Origin of the sequence: Streptomyces flavalbus, from assembly GCF_042674625.1 — a bacterium.
Taxonomy (GTDB): Bacteria; Actinomycetota; Actinomycetes; order Streptomycetales; family Streptomycetaceae; genus Streptomyces; species Streptomyces flavalbus.
The window spans coordinates 2,122,255-2,148,115 of sequence record NZ_JBHTEB010000001.1 but is presented as its reverse complement, the minus strand read 5'-3'; the positions used below and the strand labels follow the sequence as shown (position 1 = coordinate 2,148,115).

The window sequence follows — 25,861 nt, the reverse complement described above, 5'->3', positions numbered from 1 at the left end:
AAGAAATGGACCCAGGGGCTACGAACCCGCGTTCGGGGATGGCTCAGGGTGTAGGGACGGGCGCCCCCCTGCGTCCGTCCCTCCGCTCAAGGCCACAGAAGAGAGACGCGTACCCCATGTCCTGGCTGTCCAGATTCAGCCTCGCCCAGCGGGCCCTGACAGGGCTGATGTCGATCATCGCGCTCGCCTTCGGCGCGATCGCGATCCCGCAGCTCAAGCAGCAGTTGCTGCCCACCATCGAGCTGCCCGTGGTGTCGGTCATCGCGCCGTACCAGGGAGCGTCCCCCGACGTGGTCGAGAAGCAGATCGTCGAACCCATCGAGAACAACCTGGAGGCCGTCGACGCCATCACCGGCGTCACCTCCACCGCCAGCGAGGGCAACGCCGTGATCATGGCGTCCTTCGACTACGGCAACGACACCCAGCAGCTCGTCGCCGACGTCCAGCAGGCCGTCAACCGGGCCCGCGTCCAGCTCCCGGACGACGTGGACCCGCAGGTCGTCGCCGGGTCCACGGACGACATCCCCACCGTCGTCCTCGCCGTCACCTCCGACCAGGACCAGCAGGCGCTGGCCGACCGGCTCGACCGCACCCTGGTGCCGGACCTGGAGGAGATCGACGGCGTCGCCCAGGTCACCGTCGACGGGGTGCGCGACGTCCAGGTCACCGTCACGCCGGACGAGAAGGAACTCGCCGCGGCTGGGCTGACCACCCAGAACCTCGCCCAGACCCTGCAGGCGGGCGGCGCGACCGTCCCCGCCGGGTCCTTCGACGAGGACGGCGCCAACCGCACCGTGCAGGTCGGCGGTCCCCTCACCTCGCTGGCGCAGATCGAGGACCTGATGGTCACCGGCGAGGGCGCGAAGAAGCCCGTCCGCCTCGGTGACCTCGCCACCGTGAAGGAGGAGCCCGCCAAGGCCGACTCCCTCACCCGCACCAACGGCGAGCCCAGCCTCGCCGTCGCCGTCACCATGGACCACGACGGCAGCGCGGTCGCCATCTCCGACGCCGTCCGCGACAAGCTGCCCGCGCTCCGCGCCGACCTGGGCTCCGGCGCCACCCTCACCGTCGTCAGCGACCAGGGCCCCGCCGTCTCGAAGTCCATCAAGGGCCTGACCACGGAGGGCGCCCTCGGCCTGGTCTTCGCGGTGCTGGTCATCCTGGTCTTTCTGGCGTCGGTCCGCTCCACGCTGGTCACCGCGGTGTCCATCCCGCTGTCGGTGGTGCTGGCGCTGATCGTGCTGTGGACGCGCGACCTCTCCCTGAACATGCTCACCCTCGGCGCGCTGACCATCGCCGTCGGCCGCGTCGTCGACGACTCCATCGTCGTCCTGGAGAACATCAAGCGGCACCTCGGCTACGGCGAGGAGCGCGAGGAGGCCATCCTCAAGGCGGTCCGCGAGGTCGCCGGCGCGGTCACCTCCTCCACCCTCACCACCGTCGCCGTGTTCCTGCCGATCGGCCTGACCGGCGGCATGGTGGGCGAGCTGTTCGGCTCCTTCAGCCTCACCGTCACCGCCGCCCTGCTGGCGTCGCTGCTGGTCTCCCTGACCGTCGTACCGGTGCTGTCGTACTGGTTCCTGCGCCCCCCGAAGGGCACCCCCGAGGACGCCGACGAGGCCCGCAGGGTCGCGGAGGAGAAGGAGGCGCGGAGCAGGCTCCAGCGGCTGTACGTCCCCGTCCTGCGGTTCGCCACCCGGCGCCGCCTGACCAGCCTGGCCCTCGCGGCGGTGATCCTGGTCGGCACCTTCGGGATGGCGCCGCTGCTGAAGACCAACTTCTTCGACCCGGGCGAGCAGGAGGTCCTCACCGTCAAGCAGAAGCTGGCGCCGGGCACCAGCCTCGCGGCGACCGACGCGCAGGCGAGGAAGGTCGAGAAGCTGCTCGCCGGGACCGAGGGCGTCAAGGACTACCAGGTCACCATCGGCTCCTCCGGCTTCCTGGCCGCGTTCGGCGGCGGCACCGACAGCAACCAGGCGTCGTACCAGGTGATGCTGGAGGAGTCCGCGTCCTACGACGACGTGCACGACCGCATCGAGAAGGGCCTCGCCGGTCTCCAGGACATCGGCACCACCACCATCGCCGCCGGTGACGGCTTCGGCAGCCAGGACCTCAGCGTGGTCGTCAAGGCCGCCGACGCCGACACCCTGCGCGCGGCGGCCGAGGAGGTCCGCGAGGCGGTCGCCTCCCTCGACGACGTCACCGACGTGAAGAGCGACCTCGCGCAGAGCGTGCCGCGGATCTCGGTGCGGGCGGGCGACAAGGCCGCGGCCGCGGGCTTCACCGACCAGACGCTGGGCGCCGCAGTCACCCAGGCGGTGCGCGGCACGACCGCCGGGAAGGCGACGCTGGACGACACCGAGCGGGACGTCGTCATCAGGTCGGCGCGGCCCGCCGAGACGCTGGCCGAGCTGAGGAAGCTGCCGCTCGGCCCGGTCACGCTGGGCGAGATCGCCACCGTCGAACTCGTCGACGGCCCGGTGTCGATGACCCGGATCGACGGTCAGCGCGCGGCCACCGTCACCGCCCGGCCCACCGCCGACAACACCGGCGCGGTCAGCGCCGACCTCCAGTCGAAGATCAACGGCCTGGACCTCCCGGCCGGTGCCACCGCCGACATCGGCGGCGTCTCCCAGGACCAGGACGAGGCGTTCGCCAACCTGGGCCTGGCGATGCTGGCGGCGATCGCGATCGTCTTCATGCTGCTGGTCGCGACGTTCCGCTCGCTGGCCCAGCCGCTGATCCTGCTGGTCTCCATCCCGTTCGCCGCGACCGGCGCGCTCGGCCTGCTGATCGTCACCGGCACCCCGATGGGCGTCCCCGCGATGATCGGCATGTTGATGCTCATCGGCATCGTGGTCACCAACGCGATCGTGCTGATCGACCTGATCAACCAGTACCGGGCCCAGGGGTACGGCGTCATCGAGGCGGTCGTCGAGGGCGGCCGTCACCGCCTGCGCCCCATCCTGATGACGGCCCTGGCGACGATCTTCGCGTTGCTCCCGATGGCCCTGGGCATCACCGGCGAGGGCGGCTTCATCGCCCAGCCGCTCGCGGTCGTCGTGATCGGCGGCCTGATCACCTCGACGCTGCTGACCCTGCTCCTCGTCCCGACGCTGTACGCGATGCTCGAACTCCGCAAGGAGCGCCGGGCGAGGAAGCGCGCGGCGAAGCGGGCCGCGAGGGAACAGCCGACGGCGGCCGAGCCGGAGCCCGCGCGGGTCTGACCCGCGGACGCGGGCGCCCCGCCGCCGGGTGGGGCGCCCGCGTCGCCGGATGCGGGGAACTCGCCCTCCGCCGCCGCCCCGTGCTGCCTATCCTGATCCTTTGAAACTGCTCTGCGGGGCTGCGGGGAGGGGCTGGAGCGGTGCTGAACAGCGACGACCCCCGGTCGATCGGCGGCTACCGCCTCATCGACCGGCTGGGGTCCGGCGGCATGGGCGTGGTGTACCGGGCCCGGTCCCGTTCGGGGCGCCAGGTCGCCGTCAAGGTCGTGCACGCCCAGTACGCCGGGGACGCCGTCTTCCGCACCCGGTTCCGCCAGGAGATCGACGCCGTCCGCAAGGTGAGCGGCGTCTTCACCGCACCCGTGGTCGACGCCGACCCCGAGGCCGTACGGCCGTGGATGGCCACCCAGTACGTCCCCGGGCCGTCCCTCGCCGACCGGGTGCGCGCCGGGGGCCCGCTGCGCGGCGCCGAGTTACGGCGGCTGGTGCTGGGGCTGGTCGAGGCGCTGCGGGACATCCATCGGGTCGGCGTGGTGCACCGGGACCTCAAACCGGCCAACGTGCTGATGGCCGAGGACGGGCCCCGCGTCATCGACTTCGGCATCTCCCGGGCGGCCGAGAACCAGACGCTCACCGAGACCGGGCACCTGATCGGCACCCCGCCGTTCATGTCCCCCGAGCAGCTCACCGACTCCCGCTCGGTCGGCCCCGCCTCCGACGTGTTCTCGCTCGGCTCGCTGGTGGTGTTCGCGGTGACCGGGCGCGGCCCGTTCGACGCCGACAGCCCCTTCGTGGCGGCGTACCAGGTGATGAACGACGCGCCCGCCCTGGACGCCGTACCCGAGCCGCTGCGCGGCATCGTCGCCCGCTGCCTGGCCAAGGAGCCCGCCGAGCGGCCCGGACTGGACGCGCTGGCCGCGGAGTTCGCGGACGCGCTGCCGGAGCCGGACCCGGGCGACCCGGTGACCCTGGCGCTGCGCGGGTCGGTGCCCACCGCCCCCGACGTGGTACGGCGCCCCCGGCGCAGGCGTCCGCTGCTGGCGGTGGCCGCCACCGCCGGGACGCTGGTCGTGGCCCTGCTGGCCTATCTGCTCATCGGCCGCCCGGACGGCACCGAGCGCACCGGCGCCCCGGCACCGCCGTCGACGCCGTCGCCCTCGGCGTCCGCCCGGTACGAGCCCGTGCCGGACGGCTGGCGCCCCTGGCAGACGACCGCCTACGCGCCCGCGCCGGGCGGCGGGCGCATCAGGCTCGACGGGGGCGAGGAGGACGCCACCGGCAGCGGCGTGACGTGCGAGCTGGGCGGGGACGCCGTGTACTGCGCGGGCAACGGCGTGCTGCCGGTGCGCATCGACGCGCTCACCGGCGAGACCGACTGGCGTGCCGACGTGGCGCCCGCCGGGGTGGAGGTCAACGACTTCAACGCCCGGATCGTCGGGGTGGCCGACGGGGTGGTGCTGGTGGAGCGGTCGATCTCCGGCCCGGACGGCGAGACGCTGAGCGGCGACGCCATCGCCCTGGACGCCGAGCGCGGCGAGCAGTTGTGGACGCGGTCGCTGGGCACCGACTACGGCGGCTACCTGGAACTCTCCGGCTCGGTGGCCCTCGTCCTGTCCGACGACGCCGGTTCGGTGACGGCCGTGACCCCGCGCAAGGGCACCCGGCTGTGGACGGCGCGGCTGCCCGAGGGGTACTACTGCTCGCTCCTCGGCGCCGGGGACCGCCCGTTCGCGGACTGCGTCGCGGCGGCCGAGGACTCCGACGAGGTCCTGCTCGTCGCCTTCGACCCGGCCGACGGCAGGACGCGGACGTTCCCGATGACGCACTTCCGCGACGCCGAACTGGGCGTCGTGGACGGCCGGATGCTGCTGGCCCACTACCGCGAGGGCGGCTCGGGGCTGGAGTACACCGGCCTGACCACGCTGGACCTGGACACCGGCGCCAGCCGGGTGACGCGGCTGGCGAAGACCTACCTCGGTGAGCCGGTGCTCGCGCACGGCACCCTGTACTTCATCACGTCCACCGGCCTGGTCACGGCGGTCTCCCCGGACACCGGCGAGCAGCTCTGGCAGACCCGGACCACGCTGGACCTGCTCGCCGCGCTCGTGGTCGACCGGCGCGGGCGGACCGCGTACGTCGCCAGTGAGAGCGGCCGGGTGGCGGCCCTGGACACCCGGTCGGGCACCCGGCTGTGGGAGTCGTACTCCCGCGTCGAGCAGTTGGCGGGCACCGGAACCTGGCCGGGTCTGTCGCTGAACGGCGGGGCGCTGGTCGTGGCGGTCTCCGACGGCACCGTCTTCACCCTGGACCCGGCCGCCCCCGAACGCGAACCGGTGCCGGTGCCCACGTGACCCGCACGTCGGCACCGGCACCGCCAGCCGCTACGGCAGCGCCAGCATCCGCTCCAGCGCGAGCTTGGCGTGCGCCTCGGTCTCCTTGTCCACCTGGATGCGGTTGACCAGCTTGCCGTCGGCCAGCGACTCCAGGGCCCAGACCAGGTGGGGAAGGTCGATGCGGTTCATGGTGGAGCAGAAGCAGACCGTCTTGTCGAGGAAGACGATCTCCTTGCCCTCGGGAGCGAAACGGTTCGCCAGGCGGCGGACCAGGTTCAGCTCGGTGCCGATCGCCCACTCCGAGCCCGCCGGGGCGGCCTCCAGCGTCTTGATGATGTACTCGGTGGAACCGACGTAGTCGGCGGCGGCGACGACCTCGTGGCGGCACTCGGGGTGCACCAGGACGTTGACGCCGGGGATGCGCTCGCGCACGTCGTTGACCGAGTCCAGGTTGAAGCGGCCGTGCACCGAGCAGTGCCCGCGCCACAGGATCATCTTGGCCGCGCGCAGCTCCTCGACGGTCAGACCGCCGTTCGGCTTGTGCGGGTTGTAGACGACGCAGTCCTCCAGGGACATCCCCAGGTCGCGGACGGCGGTGTTGCGCCCCAGGTGCTGGTCGGGCAGGAAGAGGACCTTCGCGCCCTGCTCGAACGCCCAGTTCAGGGCCCGCTCGGCGTTGGAGGAGGTGCAGATGGTGCCGCCGTGCTTGCCGGTGAACGCCTTGATGTCGGCGGAGGAGTTCATGTACGACACCGGCACGGTGACGTCGGCTATCCCGGCCTCGGTCAGCACGTCCCAGCACTCGGCGACCTGCTCGGCCGTCGCCATGTCGGCCATCGAGCAGCCCGCGGCGAGGTCGGGCAGCACGACCTTCTGGTCGTCGCCGGTGAGGATGTCCGCGGACTCGGCCATGAAGTGCACACCGCAGAAGACGATGTACTCCGCCTCCGGGCGGGCCGCCGCGTCCCGGGCCAGCTTGAAGGAGTCGCCCGTGACGTCCGCGAACTGGATGACCTCGTCGCGCTGGTAGTGGTGGCCGAGCACGAAGACCTTGTCGCCGAGCCTCTCCTTCGCCGCACGGGCGCGCTCGACCAGGTCCGGGTCGGACGGCGCGGGCAGGTCTCCGGGACACTCGACGCCGCGCTCGCTCCTCGGGTCGGCCTCACGGCCGAGAAGCAGCAGGGCGAGGGGCGTCGGCTGTACGTCGAGCTCCTGGATCTGGGCGGTGGTCACGACACGCACCCTTTCTTTTCTGCGGCTCGCCGGGCCGGAGGATCCGGACCCGACGGGACAGGCGGGACACCGTTTCGACTTTTCGTCGAATTGACGCTATCTATCATAACCGCTTCACGTCAGTTTGACGATGGCCATAGCGTCTATGTGACGTGAATCCCGACACGCCGCTATTCATTCCCGACGTCCCGCACGAAAGGGCCGTTTTCCGCTCCCCGGCGCGTGTGCGAGCATGAAAGAAGACGCCCCGGAATGAATCCGCGGCCCCGCCGGTTGCAACCGTCGGCAAGCAGTCTCCGTACAACCCGGGAGAGATGTAGATGTCCGTATCGGACGAGACCAGCACCGTCACCGACGGCATCGTTCTGACCGACGCCGCGGCGTCGAAGGTCAAGACCCTGCTCGACCAGGAAGGCCGTGACGACCTCGCCCTGCGCGTCGCCGTCCAGCCCGGCGGCTGCTCCGGCCTGCGTTACCAGCTCTTCTTCGACGAGCGTTCCCTCGACGGCGACGTCGTGAAGGACTTCGGCGGCGTCAAGGTCGTCACCGACCGGATGAGCGCCCCGTACCTGGGCGGCGCCACGATCGACTTCGTGGACACCATCGAGAAGCAGGGCTTCACCATCGACAACCCGAACGCGACGGGCTCCTGCGCCTGCGGCGACTCCTTCAGCTAGGTCGTACGCCCCGTACGACACCGAAGGCGGCGGCCCCTCCCCTCGCGGGAGGGACCGCCGCCTTCTCGTCTGCTCAGCCCTAGCGGGGCAGCCGCGCCCCCGGCTTCTCCAGGGGGACCGGCTCGCCGTCCGTGCCGACCACCTTCCGGGCGCCCAGCGGCTCGTCCAGGTGGACGGTCCGGGTGTGGACCTTGGCGATCAGGATGCAGACCTTGTCCTTCCACGGCTGCTCGGTCACCTTCACGGTCACCCGCCGCGCGCTCTCCGTCGCCGTCACCGTGTAGTCGGCGCACACCCCGGCCGTGAAGGAGACGGTCAGCTCCGTGCCCTCCGTCGTGTAGCCGTCGACGTCCAGCTCCCGCGCGCCCGCGCCCGGCCCGGTCGGACGCGGGCTGGGCTGCGCGGGCGGCTCCTCGGACGGCGCGGCGGGCGCCCTGAGGAACTCCGGCTCCACCGCCGGGTACGTCACCGTGAAGGTGTCCTGGGCGCCCGGCGCCCGCACCTCGAACAGCCAGGACGGCACCAGCGTCTGCCGCGCGTCCACGAAGTGCGACGCCAGCCCGAACACGGCCGACTCCACCTCGACGGGCTCGGCGGCCTTCGGCGCACCGGTCGCGGCCCCGCACGGGCTCTCGTCCTCCAGCGGTACGGGACTGGCGCAGCCGCCCATGCCGGACCGCCCGGAACCGGTGGCGTCCGGGGCCGCGCCGTTCATCAGCGCCAGCGTCTCGTCCGCCGTGAGCACGGGGTACGTGTCCCCCTTCACCGGCGCCTTCAACTGCCCGCTGCCGCCGACGACCTCGCCGCCCGCGCCGACGGTGACCCCGGTCGGCCAGCCGTACGTGGGCAGACCGCCGACCACCGGGTCCGCGTTGACCATCCGCTGGGCGCCCATGACCTGGCCCGCGTCGACCTTGGCGTCCGCCTGCCCGACCGCCTTCAGCACCGGCGCCGCCGCCTTCCGCGCGGTGGCCTCGCCGACCGGGTCGCCGCCGGGCTGGTCCTTGGCGCAGGTGGTGCGGGACCGGCAGTCGTCGGTGCCGGGGGAGTAGCGGTGGAACGTCCAGGTGCCCGGCGCCCGCCGGTTCACCTGGAGGCTCGGTCCCGCCCCGTCCTGCCCGCCGATCCGCCACGCCTGCCCTTCGGCCACCGGCTTGCCGTCCAGGCCGAGCGCCGCGGCCAGCCGGGTCACCTCCGCCGCGGTGACCTCGCCGCGGGCCCGGTACACGGCCGCCGAGCCGGGGCCGTCCGGCAGGTCGCCCGAGGCCCGGTAGACGGCCCCGCTCGGATCGGGCTCACCCGGCGCGATCCCCGGCGTCCCGCCGCCCCCTGTGTACCCGTCGATGACCAACGGCGGCGGGGTCGCGCCCCCGCTCGCCGCGGTCCCGGAGCCCCCGGAGGCCGACGTCGCGAGGTACGCCCCACCGCCCCCGGCGAGCAGTACGGCGGCGGCGACGGAGACGACGAGCACCGGCGACCACCGCCGCCCACCCCGCTCCGACTCACCCGCAACGTCCACGCCGCCCGTTACGTCCATGTCATCCGACACGTCCACGTCGCCCGCCGCGTCCACGCCACCTGCCGCGTCCTTGCCGCCGGTCGCGTCCTTGCCGCCCTCCGCGCCGGTACCGCCCGCCGCGTCGGCGCCCTCCTCGGCACGCGCCGCGTCGTCGGCACGCGCGGCGTCGTCGTCGGGTCGCTCGGTGTCCACCGCATCGCTCCTTCGGCTGCGCGGCCGTCCACCCGTCCGGCCGCCGTCTTCCCCGTCCCCCGCACAGGGGACGGCGATGGGACGCACCGGGGGAGCGCGCGGTTCCCCGTCAGGCGCCGTACTCCACCATCGCGTCCAGCAGCCGCGCCGACGCGGGCGGCACCGACACCCCGTGGATCAGCGACGGCGAGACCGGCACCGGCGCGACCCGGTCCGGCGCCGCCCAGTGGGGTGCCATCCGCGCGCAGTCGCCCAGCAGCGAGTCCAGCGAGCCCTCCGGCTCGGCCGGAGAGTACGCCTGGAACTTCAGTTTCGTCATAGCGGAACCGTAAGCACGCTGGAGCCCGCGGAGAAAGATCTACTATCGGGTAGTTTCGGCCGCTTCAGCGGCACCCCGCGGACCGGGTAGCGTGAACTGTCAACGCCTCCCCCGGGCCAGTCGCCTCCTCAGGAGAGTCCACGCCGTGCGCATCGCAGTCACCGGCTCCATCGCCACCGACCATCTCATGACCTTCCCCGGCCGCTTCGCCGACCAGCTCGTCGCGGACCAACTGCACACGGTCTCGCTGTCGTTCCTCGTCGACCAGCTCGACGTACGCCGCGGCGGAGTGGGCGCGAACATCGCCTTCGGCATGGGACAGCTCGGCACCCGCCCCATCCTCGTCGGCGCCGCGGGCTCCGACTTCGACGAGTACCGAGCCTGGCTGGACCGGCACGGCGTCGACACCGACTCCGTGCGGATCTCCGAGACCCTGCACACCGCCCGCTTCGTGTGCACCACCGACGCCGACCACAACCAGATCGGCTCCTTCTACACCGGCGCCATGAGCGAGGCCCGGCTGATCGAGCTGAAGACCGTCGCCGACCGCGTCGGCGGCCTCGACCTGGTCTCCATCGGCGCCGACGACCCGGAGGCCATGCTCCGGCACACCGAGGAGTGCCGCTCCCGGTCCATCCCCTTCGCCGCCGACTTCTCCCAGCAGATCGCCCGCATGAACGGCGAGGAGATCCGCACCCTCCTGGACGGCGCGACGTACCTGTTCTCCAACGAGTACGAGAAGGGCCTCATCGAGTCCAAGACCGGCTGGAGCGACGAGGAGATCCTCGGCAAGGTCGGCCACCGCGTCACCACCCTCGGCGCCCGCGGCGTCCGCGTCGAGCGCGCCGGTGAGACGCCCATCGAGGTCGGCTGCCCCCAGGAGGAGCGCAAGGCCGACCCCACCGGCGTCGGCGACGCCTTCCGCGCCGGGTTCCTCTCCGGCCTCGCCTGGGACGTCTCCCTGGAGCGCGCCTGCCAGATCGGCTGCATGTTGGCCACCCTGGTCATCGAGACCGTCGGCACCCAGGAGTACCAGTTGCGCCGCGCCCACTTCATGGACCGCTTCGCCCGGGCCTACGGCGACGAGGCCGCCGCCGAGGTCCAGAAGCACCTGCCCTGACCCGGACGGCCACGGCTACGACAACCGGCGGACCAGGTACGCGACACCCTGGTCCGCCGGTTCCTCACCGACGTACTCCTGCCCCCGCATCTCGCACCACGCCGGGATATCCAGGCGCGCCGCCTCGTCGTCGGACAGCACCCGGACCGTGCCGCCGACCGGCACGTCCCCGATGACCTTGGCCAGCTCGATCACCGGAATGGGGCAGCGCTTGCCGAGGGAGTCCACGACGAGCGCGTCCGCCGCCGTGACCGTGGCCGTACCCGTCACCGGCGCCCCGAGCTTCTCCCGCACCCCCGCGACCGCCCTCGGCAGCACCCGGAGGAACCGCTCCACGTCCTCCTCGGCCGCCCCCACCGGCAGCGACACCCGCACGTTCCCCTCGCTCAGCACGCCCATCGCCTTCAGCACATGGCTCGGCGTCAGCGTGCTGCTCGTGCACGACGACCCGGACGACACCGAGAACCCGGCCCGGTCCAGCTCGTGCAGCAGCGCCTCCCCGTCGACATAGAGACACGAGAACGTCACGACGCCGGGCAGCCGCCGCTCCGGATCGCCGACCACCTCCACGTCCGGCACCGACCCCGGCACCCGCGCCCGGATCCGCTCCGTCAACTCCCGCAGCCGGGCCGCCTCCCGGTCCGCCTCCGCCCGCACCGCCCGCAGCGACGCCGCCGCGGCCACGATCGCCGGGATGTTCTCGAACCCGGGGGCCCGCCCCGACTCCCGCTCGTCCACCGGCCCCCGCGCCGCGAACCGCACCCCCTTGCGCACCACGAGCAGCCCGACCCCGGACGGCCCACCCCACTTGTGCGCGCTGGCCGCCAGCAGCGACCAGTCACCCGGCACCGGCCCCCACCCCAGCGACTGCGCCGCGTCCACCAGCAGCGGCACCCCCGCCGCCCGGCACACCTCGGCCACCTCCGCCACCGGCTGCACCGTGCCCACCTCGTGGTTGGCCGACTGCAGGCACGCCAGCGCGGTGTCGGCCCGCAGCGCGGCACCGTACCCCTGCGCCGTCACCGCCCCCGCCCGGTCCACCGCCACCCGGCTCACCGCGCCGCCGTCGGCCTCGTGCGCCTCCGCCGCGTGCAGCACCGAGGAGTGTTCGACCGCTGACACGATCAGGTGACGCCCCACCCGCCGCCGCCCCGCCAACGCCCCCGCCACGCCCGAGTGCACGGCCCGCGTCCCCGACGAGGTGAACACCAACTCGTCCGGACGGCACCCCACCGCCTCCGCGGCGGCCTCCCGAGCGGCGTCGAGCAGCAGCCGCGCCCGCCGCCCCTCCCGGTACAACCGGGCCGGATCGGCCCACCCCTCATCAAGCGAGGCGTGCAACGCCTGCCGGGCAACGGGATGAAGGGGAGCAGCGGAAGCCGCGTCAAAGTAGGCCATACGGCAACGCTAGAGCGTCCGTGACCGTGGCGCCCCAAAGGGGCGCGGGGCTGTGCCATCAGCGGCTCCGCCGCGGGGCGCGACCAGCCACATCAAAACCCGCGCCCGCCAAACCAGCGAACCACCCCCTTCACTAGGTACCCCTCCTCGCGACCTCCGACAACGCGTCGGCTAGGGTTTGGTCCGCATAAACATCCAAACCCCTGCCCGACGCAGGGCGGCGACCGACCAGCGAGAAGGCCGCAGCCAACCGCGCGGGCGAGACTCTCGGGAAGGCGCTACGTGAGTCCCAACGGCTCCGACCGCTCGCCGCGGCGCCCGATGCGGCGGAAGCTGCTCCAGGCACTGACCGCGGGCCTGGTCCTGGCGACCGCAACCGGTTGCACATACAAGGACTTCCCCCGCCTTGGTATGCCCACCCCGACCACGGAAGAGGCTCCCCGGATCCTCTCCCTGTGGCAGGGCTCCTGGGCTGCCGCGCTCGCCGTCGGCGTGCTGGTGTGGGGCTTGATCCTGTGGAGTGCCATCTTCCACCGGCGCAGCCGCACCAAGGTCGAGGTTCCTCCGCAGACCCGGTACAACGTGCCCATCGAGGCCCTGTACACGGTCGTACCGATCCTCATCGTCTCGGTCCTCTTCTACTTCACGGCCCGCGACGAATCGAAGCTGCTCGAACTGGAGGACAAGCCCGACGTCACGGTCAACGTGGTCGGCTTCCAGTGGAGCTGGTGCTTCAACTACATCGAGAACGTCGAAGGCTCCACGGGCGACGCCAGCACCGCCAAGGAGCTGGACGCCATCCCGGACCGCTACAAGGAGGACTTCCCGGCCGACGCCGGCGGGGTCTACACCTGCGGCACGCCGGGTGAGGAGAACCCGCAGACCGGCAACCCCGGCCCCACGCTGTGGCTGCCCGAGGGCAAGCGGGTCCGCTTCGTCCTGACCTCGCGGGACGTCATCCACTCCTTCTGGGTGGTGCCGTTCCTGATGAAGCAGGACGTCATCCCGGGCCACACCAACGCCTTCGAGGTGACGCCCAACCAGGAGGGCACCTTCCTGGGCAAGTGCGCCGAGCTGTGCGGTGTCGACCACTCCCGGATGCTGTTCAACGTGAAGGTCGTCTCCCCTGAGCGGTACGAGCAGCACCTCAAGGACCTCGCCAAGAAGGGGCAGACCGGTTACGTTCCCGCCGGCATCGCGCAGACGAGCCACGAGAAGAACCGGGAGACGAACAACCTGTGAGCATCGTCAACGAACCTCAGGGCGCCGCGGCCGCTGAGTCCCCGTACTACGAGGACCAGTTGCCGGTCCGGCGCAAGCAGCCCGGAAACGTCGTGGTGAAGTGGCTGACGACCACCGACCACAAGACGATCGGCACGATGTACCTCGCGACGTCGTTCGCGTTCTTCTGCATCGGCGGTGTGCTGGCGCTGTTCATGCGCGCCGAGCTGGCCCGTCCCGGCACCCAGCTCATGTCGAACGAGCAGTTCAACCAGGCGTTCACGATGCACGGCACGATCATGCTGCTGATGTTCGCGACGCCGCTGTTCGCGGGCTTCGCGAACTGGATCATGCCGCTCCAGATCGGCGCCCCCGACGTCGCCTTCCCGCGGCTGAACATGTTCGCCTACTGGCTCTACCTGTTCGGCTCGCTGATCGCGGTGGCGGGCTTCCTCACCCCGCAGGGCGCCGCCGACTTCGGCTGGTTCGCCTACTCGCCGCTGTCCGACGCGGTCCGCTCGCCGGGACTCGGCGCCGACCTGTGGATCATGGGTCTGGCCTTCTCCGGCTTCGGCACCATCCTCGGCTCGGTCAACTTCATCACCACGATCATCTGTATGCGCGCGCCCGGCATGACCATGTTCCGGATGCCGATCTTCACCTGGAACGTGCTGCTGACCGGTGTGCTGGTGCTGCTCGCCTTCCCGGTGCTGGCCGCCGCGCTGTTCGCCCTGGAGGCGGACCGCAAGTTCGGGGCGCACATCTTCGACTCGGCCAACGGCGGAGCGCTGCTGTGGCAACACCTCTTCTGGTTCTTCGGCCATCCAGAGGTGTACATCATCGCGCTACCGTTCTTCGGCATCATCAGTGAGATCATCCCGGTCTTCTCCCGCAAGCCGATGTTCGGCTACTCGGGCCTGATCGCCGCGACGATCGCCATCGCCGGTCTCTCCGTGACGGTGTGGGCGCACCACATGTACGTCACCGGCGGTGTGCTGCTGCCGTTCTTCGCCTTCATGACGTTCCTGATCGCCGTCCCGACCGGTGTGAAGTTCTTCAACTGGCTGGGCACGATGTGGAAGGGCTCGCTGTCCTTCGAGACGCCGATGCTCTGGGCGACCGGCTTCCTGATCACCTTCCTCTTCGGTGGTCTGACCGGCGTCATCCTGGCCTCGCCGCCGCTGGACTTCCACATCTCCGACTCGTACTTCGTGGTGGCGCACTTCCACTACGTCGTCTTCGGCACCGTCGTCTTCGCCATGTTCGCGGGCTTCCACTTCTGGTGGCCGAAGTGGACCGGCAAGATGCTCGACGAGCGCCTGGGCAAGGTCACCTTCTGGACCCTGTTCATCGGCTTCCACGGCACCTTCCTGGTCCAGCACTGGCTGGGCGCCGAGGGTATGCCCCGCCGGTACGCGGACTACCTCGCGGCCGACGGCTTCACCGCCCTGAACACGATCTCGACGATCAGCTCGTTCGTGCTCGGCCTGTCGATCCTGCCGTTCATGTACAACGTCTGGAAGACCGCCAAGTACGGCAAGCCGGTCGGCGTCGACGACCCGTGGGGCTACGGCCGCTCCCTGGAGTGGGCGACCTCCTGCCCGCCGCCGCGGCACAACTTCCTCACGCTGCCGCGGATCCGCAGTGAATCCCCCGCGTTCGACCTGCACCACCCCGAGATCACCGAGTACGAGCAGCTCGGCTCCGGCGGGGCCAGCGCGGCCGTCCTGGCGAGCAGCGGCAAGGAGGCCGGCAAGTGAAGATCCAGGGCAAGCTGTTCATGTGGCTGAGCCTGTTCCTGCTGATCATGGCCTGTGTCTACGGCCTGTGGTCCAAGGAACCGGCTGGCACCACCGCCCTGTTCCTGGCGTTCGGCCTGGCCATCATGGTCGGCTTCTACCTCGGCTTCACCGCCAGGCGGGTGGACGCCGGAGCGCAGGACAACAAGAACGCGGACGTCGCGGACGACGCGGGCGAGCTGGGCTTCTTCAGCCCGCACAGTTGGCAGCCGCTGTCGCTGGCCATCGGCGGCGCCCTCGCCTTCACCGCGATCGCGGTCGGCTGGTGGCTGCTGTACTTCTCGGCCCCGCTGGTGCTCATCGGCGTCTACGGCTGGGTCTTCGAGTACTACCGCGGTGAGAACCGCACCCAGTAGCACACCCGGTACGCGCGCGAGCCCGGACACTCCGTCAGGAGGGTCCGGGCTCACGCGTTCCGCCCAACGGCCTTCCCCCGGGCGGACCACTCCGCGCGCCGAAGCGCACCCCGCTTCCTAGCGTGGGGTCATGAGTCGCACAGTGTTCTCCCGGGACCCCGGCTCCGGTGTCCCGCGTACCCGCACCACGGTCGGCCGCACGCTGCTGGTGCTCGCGCTCGGCGCGGGCGCCGCCGCCTGCGCCAGCGACGACGGCAACCCGCTCGCCGCCGCCCCGTACGACGCGGCGGACCAGGTCTCCTTCAGCGGCCCCAGGGACGACGGCCGCAAGGCCGACCCCAGCAAGCCGCTGGAGGTCATCGCGGCGGGCTCCGACGGCCGGATCACGGACGTCACCGCCGTGGACGCCACCGGACGCCATGTCGCGGGCGAACTCGCCGTCGACGGCCGCCGCTGGCACAGCACCTCCGCGCTGGCCGCCGACGCCCGCTACACGGTCCGGGTGAGCACGGAGAACGACGACGGCGCCCCCGGCCGCAGGACGCTCACCTTCGACACCGGCAAGCCCCTCACCAAGAAGCGCCTGAACGTCACGTTCGGCCCTGAAACCGGCACCTACGGCGTCGGCCAGCCCCTCACCGCCGAACTCAGCGAGCCGGTGAAGGACAGGGCACAGCGTGCCGTCGTCGAACGCGCCCTCAAGGTGGACGCCCGGCCCTGGGCGGAGGGCGGCTGGCACTGGGTGTCGGACGAGGAACTCCACTACCGGCCCAAGGCGTACTGGCCCACCGGCACGACCGTCCAGCTCCGCAGCAACCTGGCGGGCATCAAGATCAGTGACCGCCTCTGGGGCGGCACCGCCAAGCCCGTGAAGCTCACCATCGGCGACCAGGTCGTCGCCGTCGCCGACGCCGCCGCGCACCAGTTGACGCTGTACCGCAACGACGAGGAGGTCAGGACCATCCCCGTCACCACCGGCAAGCCTGGCTTCGAGACCCGCAACGGCGTCAAGGTCGTCCTCGGCAAGGAGTACTTCGTCCGGATGCGCGGCACCAGCATCGGCATCGCGGAGGGCTCCGCGGAGTCGTACGACCTGCCCGTCTACTACGCCACCCGCGTCACCTGGAGCGGCGAGTACGTGCACGCCGCCCCGTGGTCCGTGGGCTCCCAGGGCTCCGCCAACGTCAGCCACGGCTGCGTCGGCATGAGCACCGCCAACGCCGAGTGGTTCTTCGACAACGTCCGCGAGGGCGACCTGGTCAAGGTCGTCAACTCCCAGGGCGCCGTCATGGAACCCTTCGGCAACGGCTTCGGCGACTGGAACGTCCCCTGGCAGAAGTGGCGGGAGGGCAGCGCCCTCACCAAGGACACCCCCCGCCAGGAGCAAACGGCTCGCCTTCAGCCAAGGGCCATGTGAGCGCCCCGCAAGGGGCGCGGGGAACGGCGCGACCAGCCACACACGACCCGCACCCGCCAACGGCGAGGAACTCCGAACCCCTCAGGCGCTCAGCGCCGCGGGCCCCCGCAGCAACCCGGCCAGCGCCTGCGCGAACTCCACCGGCTCCACCGGCGAGGTGACCGCCGCGTCGGCCCGGCTCCACGTCGCCAGCCACGCGTCCTGCGGGCGGGCGATGAGCAGCAGCACCGGCGGGCAGTGGAACACCTCGTCCTTGATCTGGCGGCACACGCCCATGCCACCCATCGGCACGGCCTCCCCGTCCAGCACGCAGACGTCGATGCCGCCCTTGTCCAGCTCCCTGACGACGGCCTCCGGAGTCGCGCACTCCACGAACTCCACCACGGGCACGTCGGGGGCGGGCCGCCGCCCGGTGGCCAGCCGCACCTGCTCGCGGGTGGTGGAGTCGTCGCTGTAGACCAGCACCGTGGCGGTCGGCTGCATGTGCTTCCTCCGGGACGTCAGCGTCGTACGGGAAGGGCCTGTCACGGCGGATGCTACTCCCTCGGACACCCGCGCTGAACACCTCGTCAGCCCCGGTCCGGGGCCAGCAACACTCCGAACGGCACCCCCCGGAGTGAGGGCGGGATAAGCGACCGACATAATGTCGGTCGTGGCGACAGCAACGACAGTAGATACCGGGCACGCGCACCCGTCGGTCAACCGGCCGAACCTCACCAGCGTCGGAACCATCATCTGGCTGAGTTCCGAGCTGATGTTCTTCGCGGCCCTCTTCGCGATGTACTTCACCCTGCGATCGGTGACGGGTCCCGATTTCTGGAAGGAACAGGCCGAGGCCCTGAACTTCCCGTTCTCGGCGACGAACACCACGGTCCTGGTGCTCTCCTCCCTCACCTGCCAGCTCGGCGTGTTCGCCGCCGAGCGCGGTGACGTGAAGAAGCTCCGGATGTGGTTCATCGTCACCTTCATCATGGGTGCGATCTTCATCGGCGGTCAGGTGTACGAGTACACCGAGCTGGTCAAGCACGAGGGCCTCTCGCTCTCGTCCGACGCGTACGGCTCGGCCTTCTACCTGACCACCGGCTTCCACGGACTGCACGTGACGGGCGGCCTCATCGCCTTCCTGCTGGTCCTCGGCCGCACCTACGCGGCCCGGAGGTTCACCCACGAGCAGGCGACCGCCGCCATCGTCGTGTCCTACTACTGGCACTTCGTCGATGTCGTCTGGATCGGCCTCTTCGCCACGATCTACATGATCAAGTAGCCGGGCCCGCTCCCGCACCTTCCCGAAGCATCGACGCAGAAGATCCTGACACCGGGGTAATCCGTGAAAAAGCTCTCCGCACGACGACGCCATCCGCTGGCGGCGGTCGTCGTCCTACTCCTCGCGCTGGCGGCCACTGGGGGGCTGTACACCGCGTTCGCACCCGCGGATAAGGCTCAGGCCGACGAAACCGCCCAGTCCCTCACCATCGACGAGGGGAAGAAGCTGTACGCAGTCGGCTGCGCCAGTTGCCACGGCACCGGCGGTCAGGGCACCTCCGACGGTCCCAGCCTGGTCGGTGTGGGCGCCGCGGCCGTCGACTTCCAGGTCTCCACGGGCCGGATGCCCGCCGCGACCTCGCAGGGCGCCCAGGTGCCGCGCAAGAAGACCGTCTACTCGCAGGCGGAGATCGACCAGCTCGCCGCGTACATCGCCTCCCTCGGCGCCGGTCCTGCCGTGCCGAACGAGGACCAGTACAGCCTTGAGGGCGCCGACGTCGGCAAGGGCGGTGAGCTGTTCCGCAACAACTGCGCGCAGTGCCACAACTTCACCGGCAAGGGCGGTGCCCTCACCAAGGGCAAGTACGCGCCGACGCTTGAGGGTGTCGACCCGAAGCACATCTACGAGGCCATGCTGACCGGCCCGCAGAACATGCCTTCGTTCCCCGACACCACGCTGACGGAGCAGAACAAGAAGGACATCATCGCGTACCTGAACGCGGTCAACGGCGACGATGCGAAGACCCCCGGCGGCATGGAGCTGGGCGGCCTCGGGCCGGTCAGTGAGGGCCTCTTCGCCTGGGTCTTCGGTCTGGGCGCACTGATCGCGGTCGCCGTCTGGGTCGCCGCTCGGACCGCAAAGGCCAAGAAGTCATGAGTAGCCAAGACATTCCAGAAGAGAACCTGCCCGCTGAGCAGGACACCGCCAAGGGCGGCACGGTAGGCGTCGCGGACGAGAAGCACCCGTTCGCCGACCCGGGCCTGCCGCCGCACGAGTACCGCGTCCAGGACATCGACGAGCGGGCCGCCAAGCGGTCCGAGCGCGTGGTGTCGCTGCTGTTCACGGTGTCGATGCTGGCCACCATCGGCTTCATCGCCGCGTTCGTGTCGTTCCCGGTCGACAAGATCGTCTACATCTTCCCGTTCGGGCACATCAGCGCGCTGAACTTCGCGCTGGGCCTGACGCTCGGTGTGGCGCTGTTCTCGATCGGCGCGGGCGCCATCCACTGGGCCCGGACCCTGATGTCCGACCACGAGGTCGTGCAGGAGCGGCACCCCATCGAGGCGTCGCCCGAACTGCGCGAGACCATCAAGGACGAGTGGACGCAGGGCGCGCGGGAGTCGCAGCTCGGCCGCCGCAAGCTGCTGCGCAACACCATGCTCGGCGCGCTGACCCTGGTGCCGCTCACCGGTGTCGTGCTGCTGCGCGACCTCGGCCCGCTGCCCGGCACCAAGCTCCGCCACACCCTGTGGAGCAAGGGCAAGCTGCTCGTCAACATGAACACCGACGAGCCGCTGCGTCCGGCGGACATCGCCGTCGGCTCGCTCACGTTCGCCAAGCCCGAGGGCCTGGACGAGCACGCCGAGGACTTCAACAACGAGATCGCCAAGGCCGCCCTGATGATCGTCCGGCTCCAGCCGGGTGACATCAAGGACAAGCGCGAGCTCGAGTGGTCGCACGAGGGCATCGTGGCGTACTCCAAGATCTGCACCCACGTCGGTTGCCCGATCTCGCTGTACGAGCAGCAGACGCACCACGTCCTGTGCCCGTGCCACCAGTCCACCTTCGACCTGTCCGACGGGGCCGGGTCATCTTCGGACCCGCCGGACACGCTCTTCCGCAGTTGCGGATCGGCGTGAACGACGAGGGGTACCTCGAAGCGCTCGGCGACTTCGAGGAGCCCGTCGGTCCTGCATTCTGGGAGCGCGGATGAGCACTACCGCCAGCAGCACGAGCCCGTCGGGCGCCACGGCGCCGGGCCGCTCGCGCGGAAAGGCCCCGGCCGGTGAGCGTCTCGCCGACTGGGCGGACGGCCGCCTGGGGATCTACTCCCTGGCCAAGAACAACGTACGCAAGATCTTCCCCGACCACTGGTCGTTCATGTTGGGTGAGGTCGCGCTCTACAGCTTCGTCATCATCATCCTCACGGGTGTGTACCTGACGCTGTTCTTCCACCCGTCGATGAACGAGGTGGAGTACCACGGCAGCTACGTCCCCATGCAGGGACAGCTGATGAGCGAGGCGTACAAGTCGACGCTGGACATCAGCTTCGACGTCCGCGGCGGTCTGCTGATCCGGCAGATCCACCACTGGGCGGCGCTGATCTTCCTCGCGGCGATGTTCGTGCACATGATGCGCGTCTTCTTCACCGGCGCGTTCCGCAAGCCGCGTGAGGTCAACTGGCTCTTCGGCTTCCTGCTGTTCGTCCTCGGCATGTTCACCGGCTTCACCGGTTACTCGCTCCCGGACGACCTGCTCTCCGGCACCGGTGTCCGCTTCACCCAGGGCGCGATCCTGGCCACGCCGGTCATCGGCACGTACCTGTCGATGTTCCTGTTCGGCGGCGAGTTCCCCGGTCACGACTTCGTGGCGCGGTTCTACTCGATCCACATCCTGCTGCTGCCGGGCATCATGATCGGTCTGGTGACCGCCCACCTGATCCTGGTGTGGACCCAGAAGCACACGCAGTTCGCGGGTGCCGGGAAGACCAACAAGAACGTCGTCGGTATGCCGTTCATGCCGGTGTACGTGGCCAAGGCCGGAGGCTTCTTCTTCCTGGTCTTCGGTGTCATCGCGGTGATCGCCGCGGTCGCGCAGATCAACCCGATCTGGGCGATCGGCCCCTACCGTCCCGACCAGGTGTCCACGGGCGCCCAGCCGGACTGGTACATGGGCTTCGCCGAGGGCCTGGTGCGCTACTTCCCGGGCTGGGAGGTCAACTTCTGGGGTCACACGCTCGTCCTGGGCGTGTTCATCCCGCTGGTGATCTTCGGTCTGGTGCTGGTGGCGATCGCGGCCTACCCGTTCATCGAGGCGTGGGTCACCGGCGACAAGCGCGAGCACCACATCCTGGACCGCCCGCGCAACGCCCCGACGCGCACCGCGTTCGGCGTCTCCTGGATCACGCTGTACATGGTCACGCTGGTCGGTGGTGGCAACGACCTGATCGCCACCCACTTCCACCTGTCGATCAACGCGGTCACCTGGTTCGTCCGGATCTTCTTCTTCGCCGGACCGGTCCTCGCGTTCATCGTCACCCGGCGGATCTGCCTGGGCCTGCAGCGCCGCGACAAGGAGAAGGTGCTGCACGGCCGGGAGACCGGCACGATCAAGCGCCTGCCGCACGGCGAGTTCATCGAGATCCACGAGCCGCTGAGCCAGGACCAGCTCCACACCCTCACCGCCCACGAGCAGTACAAGCCGCTCGAACTCGGCCCCGCGGTCGACGAGAACGGTGTGGAGCGCAAGGTGAAGGGCTCCGAGAAGCTGCGCGCCAAGCTGAGCAAGGCGTACTTCGGCGAGGAGTCGCAGATCGCCAAGCCCACCGTCGAGGAGTACAAGGAGATCACGAGCGGCCACGGCCACCACTGATCCCGCGTTCGCCACGCCACACGAAGGGCCCCCGTCCGGTGTTCGGACGGGGGCCCTTCGGCGCGCCCGGACCTGGATAGGCTGGCCCCACCGACTGTCCTACGACGATCACGATCAGGAGCGGCTGATGAGCGCTGTGACCCCCGCTGGAGGCGACACCGCGGCGGGCCGTTCCTGGCCCGCCCTGCTGAACGGCCTGCTGGATGGCCAGGACCTGAGCGCCGACGCCACCGCCTGGGCGATGGACAGGATCATGAGCGGTGAGGCGACGGACGCCCAGATCGCCGGGTTCGCGGTGGCGCTGCGGGCCAAGGGGGAGACCGTCGAGGAGATCTCCGGCATGGTCCGCACGATGTACGAGCACGCCAACGTGATCGAGGTGCCGGGCGACACCGTCGACATCGTCGGCACCGGCGGCGACGGCGCCAGGACGGTGAACATCTCCACCATGTCGTCGATCGTCATCGCCGGTACCGGCGCGAAGGTCGTCAAGCACGGCAGCCGGGCGGCCTCCTCGGCGTCCGGCGCCTCCGACGTGCTGGAGAAGCTCGGCGTCAACCTGGAGCTGACGCCGCAGCGGGTCGCGGAGGTCGCGGAGGAGGCCGGGATCACCTTCTGCTTCGCGGTGAAGTTCCACCCGGCGCTGCGCCATGTGGCCGCCGCGCGCGGCCAGTTGGGCATCCGGACGACCTTCAACTTCCTCGGTCCGCTGACCAACCCGGCCAAGGTGCGGGCGCAGGCCGTCGGGGTCGCCTCGCTGCGGATGGCGCCGATCATGGCGGGGGTGCTGGCGGAGCGCGGCAACTCCTCGCTGGTGTTCCGCGGCGACGACGGCCTGGACGAACTGACGACCACCTCGACCTCCCGGGTGTGGATCGTCCGGGACGGCAAGGTCACCGAGGAGACCTTCGACCCGGCGGACGTCGGCCTGCGGCGGGTGCCGGTGGAGGCGCTGCGCGGCGCCGACGCCTCCTACAACGCCGAGGTCGCCCGGCGGCTGCTGGACGGCGAGGAGGGCCCGGTGCGCGACGCGGTCCTGCTGAACTCGGCGGCGGCGCTGGCGGCGCTCGAACCGGAGGACGGGCCGCTGGTGGACCGCATCCGGTTCGGCATGGCGAAGGCGGCGGAGGCCATCGACTCCGGCGCGGCCAAGCGCACCCTGGACCGCTGGGTGGCGGTCAGCAACGCGTGAGTTCCGTGCGGGGCGCGGTCCGGATCCTGGACCGCGCCCTTGCGCGTCGAAGATCGTATGGCAAGATGCCGTACCAGGTCATGAGTGACAGCCAATAGGCCCCGGCTGGCTGTCCGGCAACCCTCCGTCCGTGGCGGGGTGCCCCGGGTGAAGACCAGGCCGTGAACAGCAGGGTTCATGGCAAGCGCGGTCGTCGAGGAGTTCTTCCATGAGTCAGCGAATGCGATAGGGCCGCCGAGCCCCGCCTCCGCACGCCCTCTTCCCTCTCCTCTTCTCTCTTTCCTCGCATGGGGGTTCGCCATGTCCGTCGTCACACCCGTCTGTGCCCCGCTGCCCGTTCTGGGCCGGGATGTCACCGTTCCGCTCGCCAGCGGCGGCGAGACCACCTACGCCGCGCTCGACTACGCCGCCAGCGCCCCCGCCCTGCAACGGGTCTGGGACGACGTGGCCGCCTACGTGCCGTACTACGGCAGCGTCCACCGGGGCGCCGGGTACCTCTCGCGGCTCTCCACCGACCTGTTCGAGAAGGCCCGCGCCACCGTCGCCGCGTTCCTGGACTGCCGGGCCGACGACCAGGTGGTCTTCACCCGGTCGACGACGGACTCGCTGAACCTGCTCGCCGCCGCGCTGCCCGCCGACTGCCGGGTCTTCGTCTTCGAGACCGAGCACCACGCCGCCCTGCTGCCCTGGAACAGCGCCCGCGTCACCGTGCTCGACGCCCCGCGCGGCCCCGGCGAGGCGGTGGCGACGCTGGAGCGCGCCCTCGCCGACCGTGACGACCCGCACGGCCCCGCCCTGGTCTGCGTCACCGGCGCCTCCAACGTCACCGGCGAGCTGTGGCCGGTCACCGAGCTGGCCGCCGCCGCCCACGCGCACGGCGCCCGGATCGTCCTGGACGCCGCCCAGCTCGCCCCGCACCACCCGGTGAGCGTGCGTGACCTGGACGTCGACTGGGTCGCCTTCTCCGGGCACAAGCTGTACGCGCCCTTCGGCTCGGGTGTCCTCGCGGGGCGTGCCGACTGGCTGCGGGAGGCCGAGCCGTACCTCGCGGGCGGGGGCGCGAGCCGGGGTGTGGTGCGGCGCGCGGACGGGGGAGTGGAGGTGCGGTGGCAGGAGGGCGCCGCGCGGCACGAGGCGGGCTCGCCCAACGTCATCGGCGCCTACGCCATCGCCTCCGCCTGCACGGCGCTCACCGAGGCGGGGTTCGAGGCGCTGGTCGCCCGGGAGCGGTACCTGATCGAGAAGGTGCGGGCGGGCCTCGGCGACCTTCCCGAGGTCCGCTTCCTGTCGCTGTTCGGGGACGACGCCCCGCGCGTGGGGGTGCTGTCCCTCGTGGTCGACGGCTGGCCCAGCGCCGACCTGGCGACGGCCCTGTCCGCGGAGTACGGCATCGGGGTGCGGGCGGGCCTGTTCTGCGCCCACCCCCTGGTGCGCACGCTCCTCGACGGCGCCGACGCCACCTGTGAGTCCGCCGAGGGGCCCAGCGCGCTGCGGGTGAGCTTCGGCGCCGGGACGCCGGACGAGCACGTGGACCGCTTCGTGGCCGCGGTCCGCCAGCTCGTGTCCCGCGCTACGAGTCCAGGCCGATAGCGAACGCGGCCTCCAGGTCGTGCTGCGAGTACGTCCGGAAGGCCACGTGGGTGTCCGTCGCCTCGACGCCGGGGATCTTGCTGATCCGCCCCGGGATGACCTCCGCCAGGTCCTCGTGCTCCCGCACCCGGACCATCGCGATCAGGTCGTACGTCCCGGTCACGGAGAACACCTCGCTCACGCTCTCCAGGGAGGCGATCTGCTCGGCGATCTCGGGGATGCGGTCCACGCTGGTCTTGATGAGGACGATCGCGGTGATCACGGCTGGTTCTCTCCCTCGGGGGCCTGGGCTGGAGCGGCGGGCTTCACTCTAGTCCTCCCCCCGAACCGGGCCCACGCGAAGCAGAAGCCGAGGCCGAAGCCCAGCAGGTGGGCCAGGTAGGCCACCCCGGGTCCCTGGGTGGCCCGCCCCGCCGCCAGCCACTGCAGGACCGCCCAGAACGGCAGCACCACCCAGGCCGGGAACCGCACCGGCAGGAAGAACAGGAACGGCAGGAGACTGGTGACGCGGGCGTCGGGGAAGAGGAACAGGAACGCGCCGAGCACCGCCGAGATCGCCCCCGAGGCGCCGACCAGCGACTGCTGCGAGTCGGCGTTGGCGGCGGCGTAGCCCAGCAGGGCGAGGTAGCCGCAGCCGAGGTAGAAGAGCGTGAACTGGACGCGGCCCATCCGTTCCTCGGTCATCGCGCCGAAGACGTAGAGGAAGAGCATGTTGCCGAGCAGGTGGACCCAGCTTCCGTGGACGAAGAGGGCCGTCGCGGGGGTGAGGGTGGCGCGGGCGGAGCCCTCGAACAGATCTGCGGGCACCACCCCCCAGTGCCGGAAGTAGGCGCGCTGCGCGGCGAGCAGCCCGTCCCCGGTGCCGTGCGCCGGACTGAGCCCCGAGGCCGGGCTGACCAGGAAGACCAGGCAGCACAGCGTGATCAGGGTGTACGTCACCGGCGCGGACGGCGCCCGCATGGCCCTGCCCACCCGGACGGCCACCGCGCTCCATGTACCGATCATGGACATAGAGCATGACGTAACGGGACGCAGCCGCCCAGATCGCCTCGCCGCCGTGGACGGGCGGGCGTCGGGTCCCCGCCAGGCCGTAGGGTTACGAGCCACATGCGCCGGGGAAACTGGCGCATCACGGAAACTAGAAGGAGAGAACAGGCGCGATGACGGTTCCCCTGCCGACCGCCACGACGCGGTGGCGCTGCACCCTGTGCGGCAACCTCACCCGCTTCGACGTGACGCGCTCGTCGAAGGTCGTCGAGTACGTCCACCTCGACCTGGCCGGTGAGCCGAAGGTCGAGGAGCGCGAGGTGGTCAGTGAGACCATCGAGTCGGTCCGCTGCCGCTGGTGCAACGCGGTGGACCAGGTGGAGCTGGTGGACAGGCCGGGCGCCTCCTCCTGACCGGGAGGCGACC

Annotated in this window: 21 protein-coding genes, 1 pseudogene and 1 riboswitch; of the genes and pseudogenes, 15 read left to right on the top strand and 7 right to left on the bottom strand. The window is 70.8% G+C overall.

Annotation, left to right across the window (positions count from 1 at the left end):
* Positions 1–116 precede the first annotated feature (116 nt).
* Together ACFQZ6_RS09500 and ACFQZ6_RS09495 are read left to right on the top strand one after the other, a co-directional pair.
* Positions 117–3,227, top strand: a complete 3,111-nt coding sequence (locus tag ACFQZ6_RS09500) for an efflux RND transporter permease subunit (RefSeq protein ID WP_381606614.1) — start codon at positions 117–119, stop codon at positions 3,225–3,227.
* 140 nt (positions 3,228–3,367) lie between these two features.
* Positions 3,368–5,578 (top strand): protein kinase domain-containing protein, encoded by a 2,211-nt coding sequence (locus ACFQZ6_RS09495; protein WP_381606611.1) that lies wholly within the window; start codon positions 3,368–3,370, stop codon positions 5,576–5,578.
* A gap of 30 nt (positions 5,579–5,608) precedes the next feature.
* Here ACFQZ6_RS09495 and nadA read toward each other — a convergent pair whose 3' ends face one another.
* Positions 5,609–6,793: a quinolinate synthase NadA gene (gene nadA / locus ACFQZ6_RS09490; protein ID WP_381606609.1), complete on the bottom strand. Its 1,185-nt coding sequence runs from the start codon at positions 6,791–6,793 to the stop codon at positions 5,609–5,611.
* Between the two features lie 320 nt (positions 6,794–7,113).
* On the opposite strand from nadA, the gene erpA reads away from it, so the two are divergent.
* Entirely contained in the window at positions 7,114–7,470 is a 357-nt protein-coding gene (erpA, locus tag ACFQZ6_RS09485) for an iron-sulfur cluster insertion protein ErpA (RefSeq protein WP_381606607.1), read from the top strand.
* A 79-nt stretch (positions 7,471–7,549) separates the two neighbouring features.
* Here erpA and ACFQZ6_RS09480 read toward each other — a convergent pair whose 3' ends face one another.
* Both ACFQZ6_RS09480 and ACFQZ6_RS09475 read right to left on the bottom strand, forming a co-directional pair.
* Positions 7,550–9,007 (bottom strand): hypothetical protein, encoded by a 1,458-nt coding sequence (locus tag ACFQZ6_RS09480; protein ID WP_449334082.1) that lies wholly within the window; start codon positions 9,005–9,007, stop codon positions 7,550–7,552.
* Between the two features lie 283 nt (positions 9,008–9,290).
* Entirely contained in the window at positions 9,291–9,500 is a 210-nt protein-coding gene (locus tag ACFQZ6_RS09475; protein ID WP_381606603.1) for a hypothetical protein, read from the bottom strand.
* A 145-nt stretch (positions 9,501–9,645) separates the two neighbouring features.
* On the opposite strand from ACFQZ6_RS09475, the gene ACFQZ6_RS09470 reads away from it, so the two are divergent.
* Positions 9,646–10,620, top strand: coding sequence for a carbohydrate kinase family protein (locus tag ACFQZ6_RS09470; protein WP_381606601.1), 975 nt, complete (start codon positions 9,646–9,648; stop codon positions 10,618–10,620).
* A gap of 15 nt (positions 10,621–10,635) precedes the next feature.
* Here the strand turns inward: ACFQZ6_RS09470 and ACFQZ6_RS09465 are convergent, their stop codons facing one another.
* Positions 10,636–12,018, bottom strand: a complete 1,383-nt coding sequence (locus ACFQZ6_RS09465; RefSeq protein WP_381606599.1) for a cysteine desulfurase/sulfurtransferase TusA family protein — start codon at positions 12,016–12,018, stop codon at positions 10,636–10,638.
* Positions 12,019–12,300: 282 nt separating this feature from the next.
* Between ACFQZ6_RS09465 and ctaC the strand changes: the two genes are divergently transcribed.
* The 4 genes from ctaC to ACFQZ6_RS09445 all read left to right on the top strand — a co-directional run bounded on the left by ctaC (position 12,301) and on the right by ACFQZ6_RS09445 (position 16,811).
* Positions 12,301–13,260 carry an aa3-type cytochrome oxidase subunit II gene (ctaC, locus tag ACFQZ6_RS09460; protein ID WP_381606597.1) on the top strand — a complete coding sequence of 320 codons (960 nt, stop codon included), beginning with the start codon at positions 12,301–12,303 and terminating at the stop codon, positions 13,258–13,260.
* The gene (ctaD, locus tag ACFQZ6_RS09455) at positions 13,257–14,999 is read left to right on the top strand and encodes an aa3-type cytochrome oxidase subunit I (protein ID WP_381606595.1); all 1,743 of its coding nucleotides are present in this window, start codon (positions 13,257–13,259) and stop codon (positions 14,997–14,999) included. The genes ctaC and ctaD overlap by 4 nt, the downstream gene beginning before the upstream one ends.
* Positions 14,996–15,394, top strand: a complete 399-nt coding sequence (locus ACFQZ6_RS09450; protein WP_381606593.1) for a cytochrome c oxidase subunit 4 — start codon at positions 14,996–14,998, stop codon at positions 15,392–15,394. The genes ctaD and ACFQZ6_RS09450 overlap by 4 nt, the downstream gene beginning before the upstream one ends.
* 130 nt (positions 15,395–15,524) lie before the next feature.
* Entirely contained in the window at positions 15,525–16,811 is a 1,287-nt protein-coding gene (locus tag ACFQZ6_RS09445) for a L,D-transpeptidase (RefSeq protein ID WP_381606591.1), read from the top strand.
* Between the two features lie 81 nt (positions 16,812–16,892).
* Here ACFQZ6_RS09445 and ACFQZ6_RS09440 read toward each other — a convergent pair whose 3' ends face one another.
* Positions 16,893–17,294, bottom strand: coding sequence for a hypothetical protein (locus ACFQZ6_RS09440; RefSeq protein ID WP_381606589.1), 402 nt, complete (start codon positions 17,292–17,294; stop codon positions 16,893–16,895).
* A 160-nt stretch (positions 17,295–17,454) separates the two neighbouring features.
* Here ACFQZ6_RS09440 and ctaE point away from each other — a divergent pair, with 160 nt between their 5' ends.
* The 6 genes and pseudogenes from ctaE (at position 17,455) to ACFQZ6_RS09410 (ending at position 24,448) form a co-directional block, all read left to right on the top strand.
* Positions 17,455–18,075, top strand: a complete 621-nt coding sequence (gene ctaE, locus ACFQZ6_RS09435) for an aa3-type cytochrome oxidase subunit III (protein WP_381606587.1) — start codon at positions 17,455–17,457, stop codon at positions 18,073–18,075.
* A 63-nt stretch (positions 18,076–18,138) separates the two neighbouring features.
* Positions 18,139–18,951 (top strand): cytochrome bc1 complex diheme cytochrome c subunit, encoded by an 813-nt coding sequence (gene qcrC, locus ACFQZ6_RS09430; RefSeq protein WP_381606586.1) that lies wholly within the window; start codon positions 18,139–18,141, stop codon positions 18,949–18,951.
* Positions 18,948–20,008 (top strand): annotated as a pseudogene (gene qcrA / locus ACFQZ6_RS09425) (cytochrome bc1 complex Rieske iron-sulfur subunit). Before qcrC ends, qcrA begins: the two are co-directional and overlap by 4 nt.
* Positions 20,005–21,666, top strand: coding sequence for a cytochrome bc1 complex cytochrome b subunit (qcrB, locus tag ACFQZ6_RS09420; protein ID WP_381606584.1), 1,662 nt, complete (start codon positions 20,005–20,007; stop codon positions 21,664–21,666). Before qcrA ends, qcrB begins: the two are co-directional and overlap by 4 nt.
* 127 nt (positions 21,667–21,793) lie before the next feature.
* The gene (gene trpD / locus ACFQZ6_RS09415) at positions 21,794–22,858 is read left to right on the top strand and encodes an anthranilate phosphoribosyltransferase (RefSeq protein WP_381606582.1); all 1,065 of its coding nucleotides are present in this window, start codon (positions 21,794–21,796) and stop codon (positions 22,856–22,858) included.
* A gap of 76 nt (positions 22,859–22,934) precedes the next feature.
* A riboswitch (SAM riboswitch) is annotated at positions 22,935–23,051 on the top strand.
* 107 nt (positions 23,052–23,158) lie between these two features.
* Positions 23,159–24,448: an aminotransferase class V-fold PLP-dependent enzyme gene (locus ACFQZ6_RS09410; protein WP_381606580.1), complete on the top strand. Its 1,290-nt coding sequence runs from the start codon at positions 23,159–23,161 to the stop codon at positions 24,446–24,448.
* On the opposite strand, the gene ACFQZ6_RS09405 is transcribed toward ACFQZ6_RS09410, so the two are convergent.
* On the bottom strand, positions 24,429–24,710 hold the full coding sequence (locus tag ACFQZ6_RS09405) for an Lrp/AsnC family transcriptional regulator (RefSeq protein ID WP_210919017.1): 282 nt from the start codon (positions 24,708–24,710) through the stop codon (positions 24,429–24,431). The two genes, ACFQZ6_RS09410 and ACFQZ6_RS09405, sit on opposite strands and share 20 nt — an antisense overlap.
* A complete protein-coding gene (locus ACFQZ6_RS09400) occupies positions 24,707–25,453 on the bottom strand; it encodes a rhomboid family intramembrane serine protease (protein WP_381606577.1) in 747 nt (248 codons plus the stop codon). The genes ACFQZ6_RS09405 and ACFQZ6_RS09400 overlap by 4 nt, the downstream gene beginning before the upstream one ends.
* Positions 25,454–25,608: 155 nt before the next feature.
* Between ACFQZ6_RS09400 and ACFQZ6_RS09395 the strand changes: the two genes are divergently transcribed.
* Positions 25,609–25,848, top strand: coding sequence for a hypothetical protein (locus tag ACFQZ6_RS09395; protein ID WP_381606575.1), 240 nt, complete (start codon positions 25,609–25,611; stop codon positions 25,846–25,848).
* Positions 25,849–25,861: the final 13 nt, after the last annotated feature.

Bases quoted from the DNA above. Each gene is read 5' to 3' on its own strand.
- ACFQZ6_RS09480 (WP_449334082.1), bottom strand. From the start codon at position 9,007: ATGGACGTAACGGGCGGCGTGGACGTTGCGGGTGAGTCGGAGCGGGGT.
- ACFQZ6_RS09395 (WP_381606575.1), top strand. From the start codon at position 25,609: ATGACGGTTCCCCTGCCGACCGCCACGACGCGGTGGCGCTGCACCCTG.
- qcrB (WP_381606584.1), top strand. From the start codon at position 20,005: ATGAGCACTACCGCCAGCAGCACGAGCCCGTCGGGCGCCACGGCGCCG.
- ctaE (WP_381606587.1), top strand. From the start codon at position 17,455: ATGTCGGTCGTGGCGACAGCAACGACAGTAGATACCGGGCACGCGCAC.
- ACFQZ6_RS09475 (WP_381606603.1), bottom strand. From the start codon at position 9,500: ATGACGAAACTGAAGTTCCAGGCGTACTCTCCGGCCGAGCCGGAGGGC.
- trpD (WP_381606582.1), top strand. From the start codon at position 21,794: ATGAGCGCTGTGACCCCCGCTGGAGGCGACACCGCGGCGGGCCGTTCC.
- ACFQZ6_RS09500 (WP_381606614.1), top strand. From the start codon at position 117: ATGTCCTGGCTGTCCAGATTCAGCCTCGCCCAGCGGGCCCTGACAGGG.
- ACFQZ6_RS09400 (WP_381606577.1), bottom strand. From the start codon at position 25,453: ATGATCGGTACATGGAGCGCGGTGGCCGTCCGGGTGGGCAGGGCCATG.
- ACFQZ6_RS09465 (WP_381606599.1), bottom strand. From the start codon at position 12,018: ATGGCCTACTTTGACGCGGCTTCCGCTGCTCCCCTTCATCCCGTTGCC.
- erpA (WP_381606607.1), top strand. From the start codon at position 7,114: ATGTCCGTATCGGACGAGACCAGCACCGTCACCGACGGCATCGTTCTG.
- ACFQZ6_RS09445 (WP_381606591.1), top strand. From the start codon at position 15,525: ATGAGTCGCACAGTGTTCTCCCGGGACCCCGGCTCCGGTGTCCCGCGT.
- ACFQZ6_RS09440 (WP_381606589.1), bottom strand. From the start codon at position 17,294: ATGCAGCCGACCGCCACGGTGCTGGTCTACAGCGACGACTCCACCACC.
- ACFQZ6_RS09410 (WP_381606580.1), top strand. From the start codon at position 23,159: ATGTCCGTCGTCACACCCGTCTGTGCCCCGCTGCCCGTTCTGGGCCGG.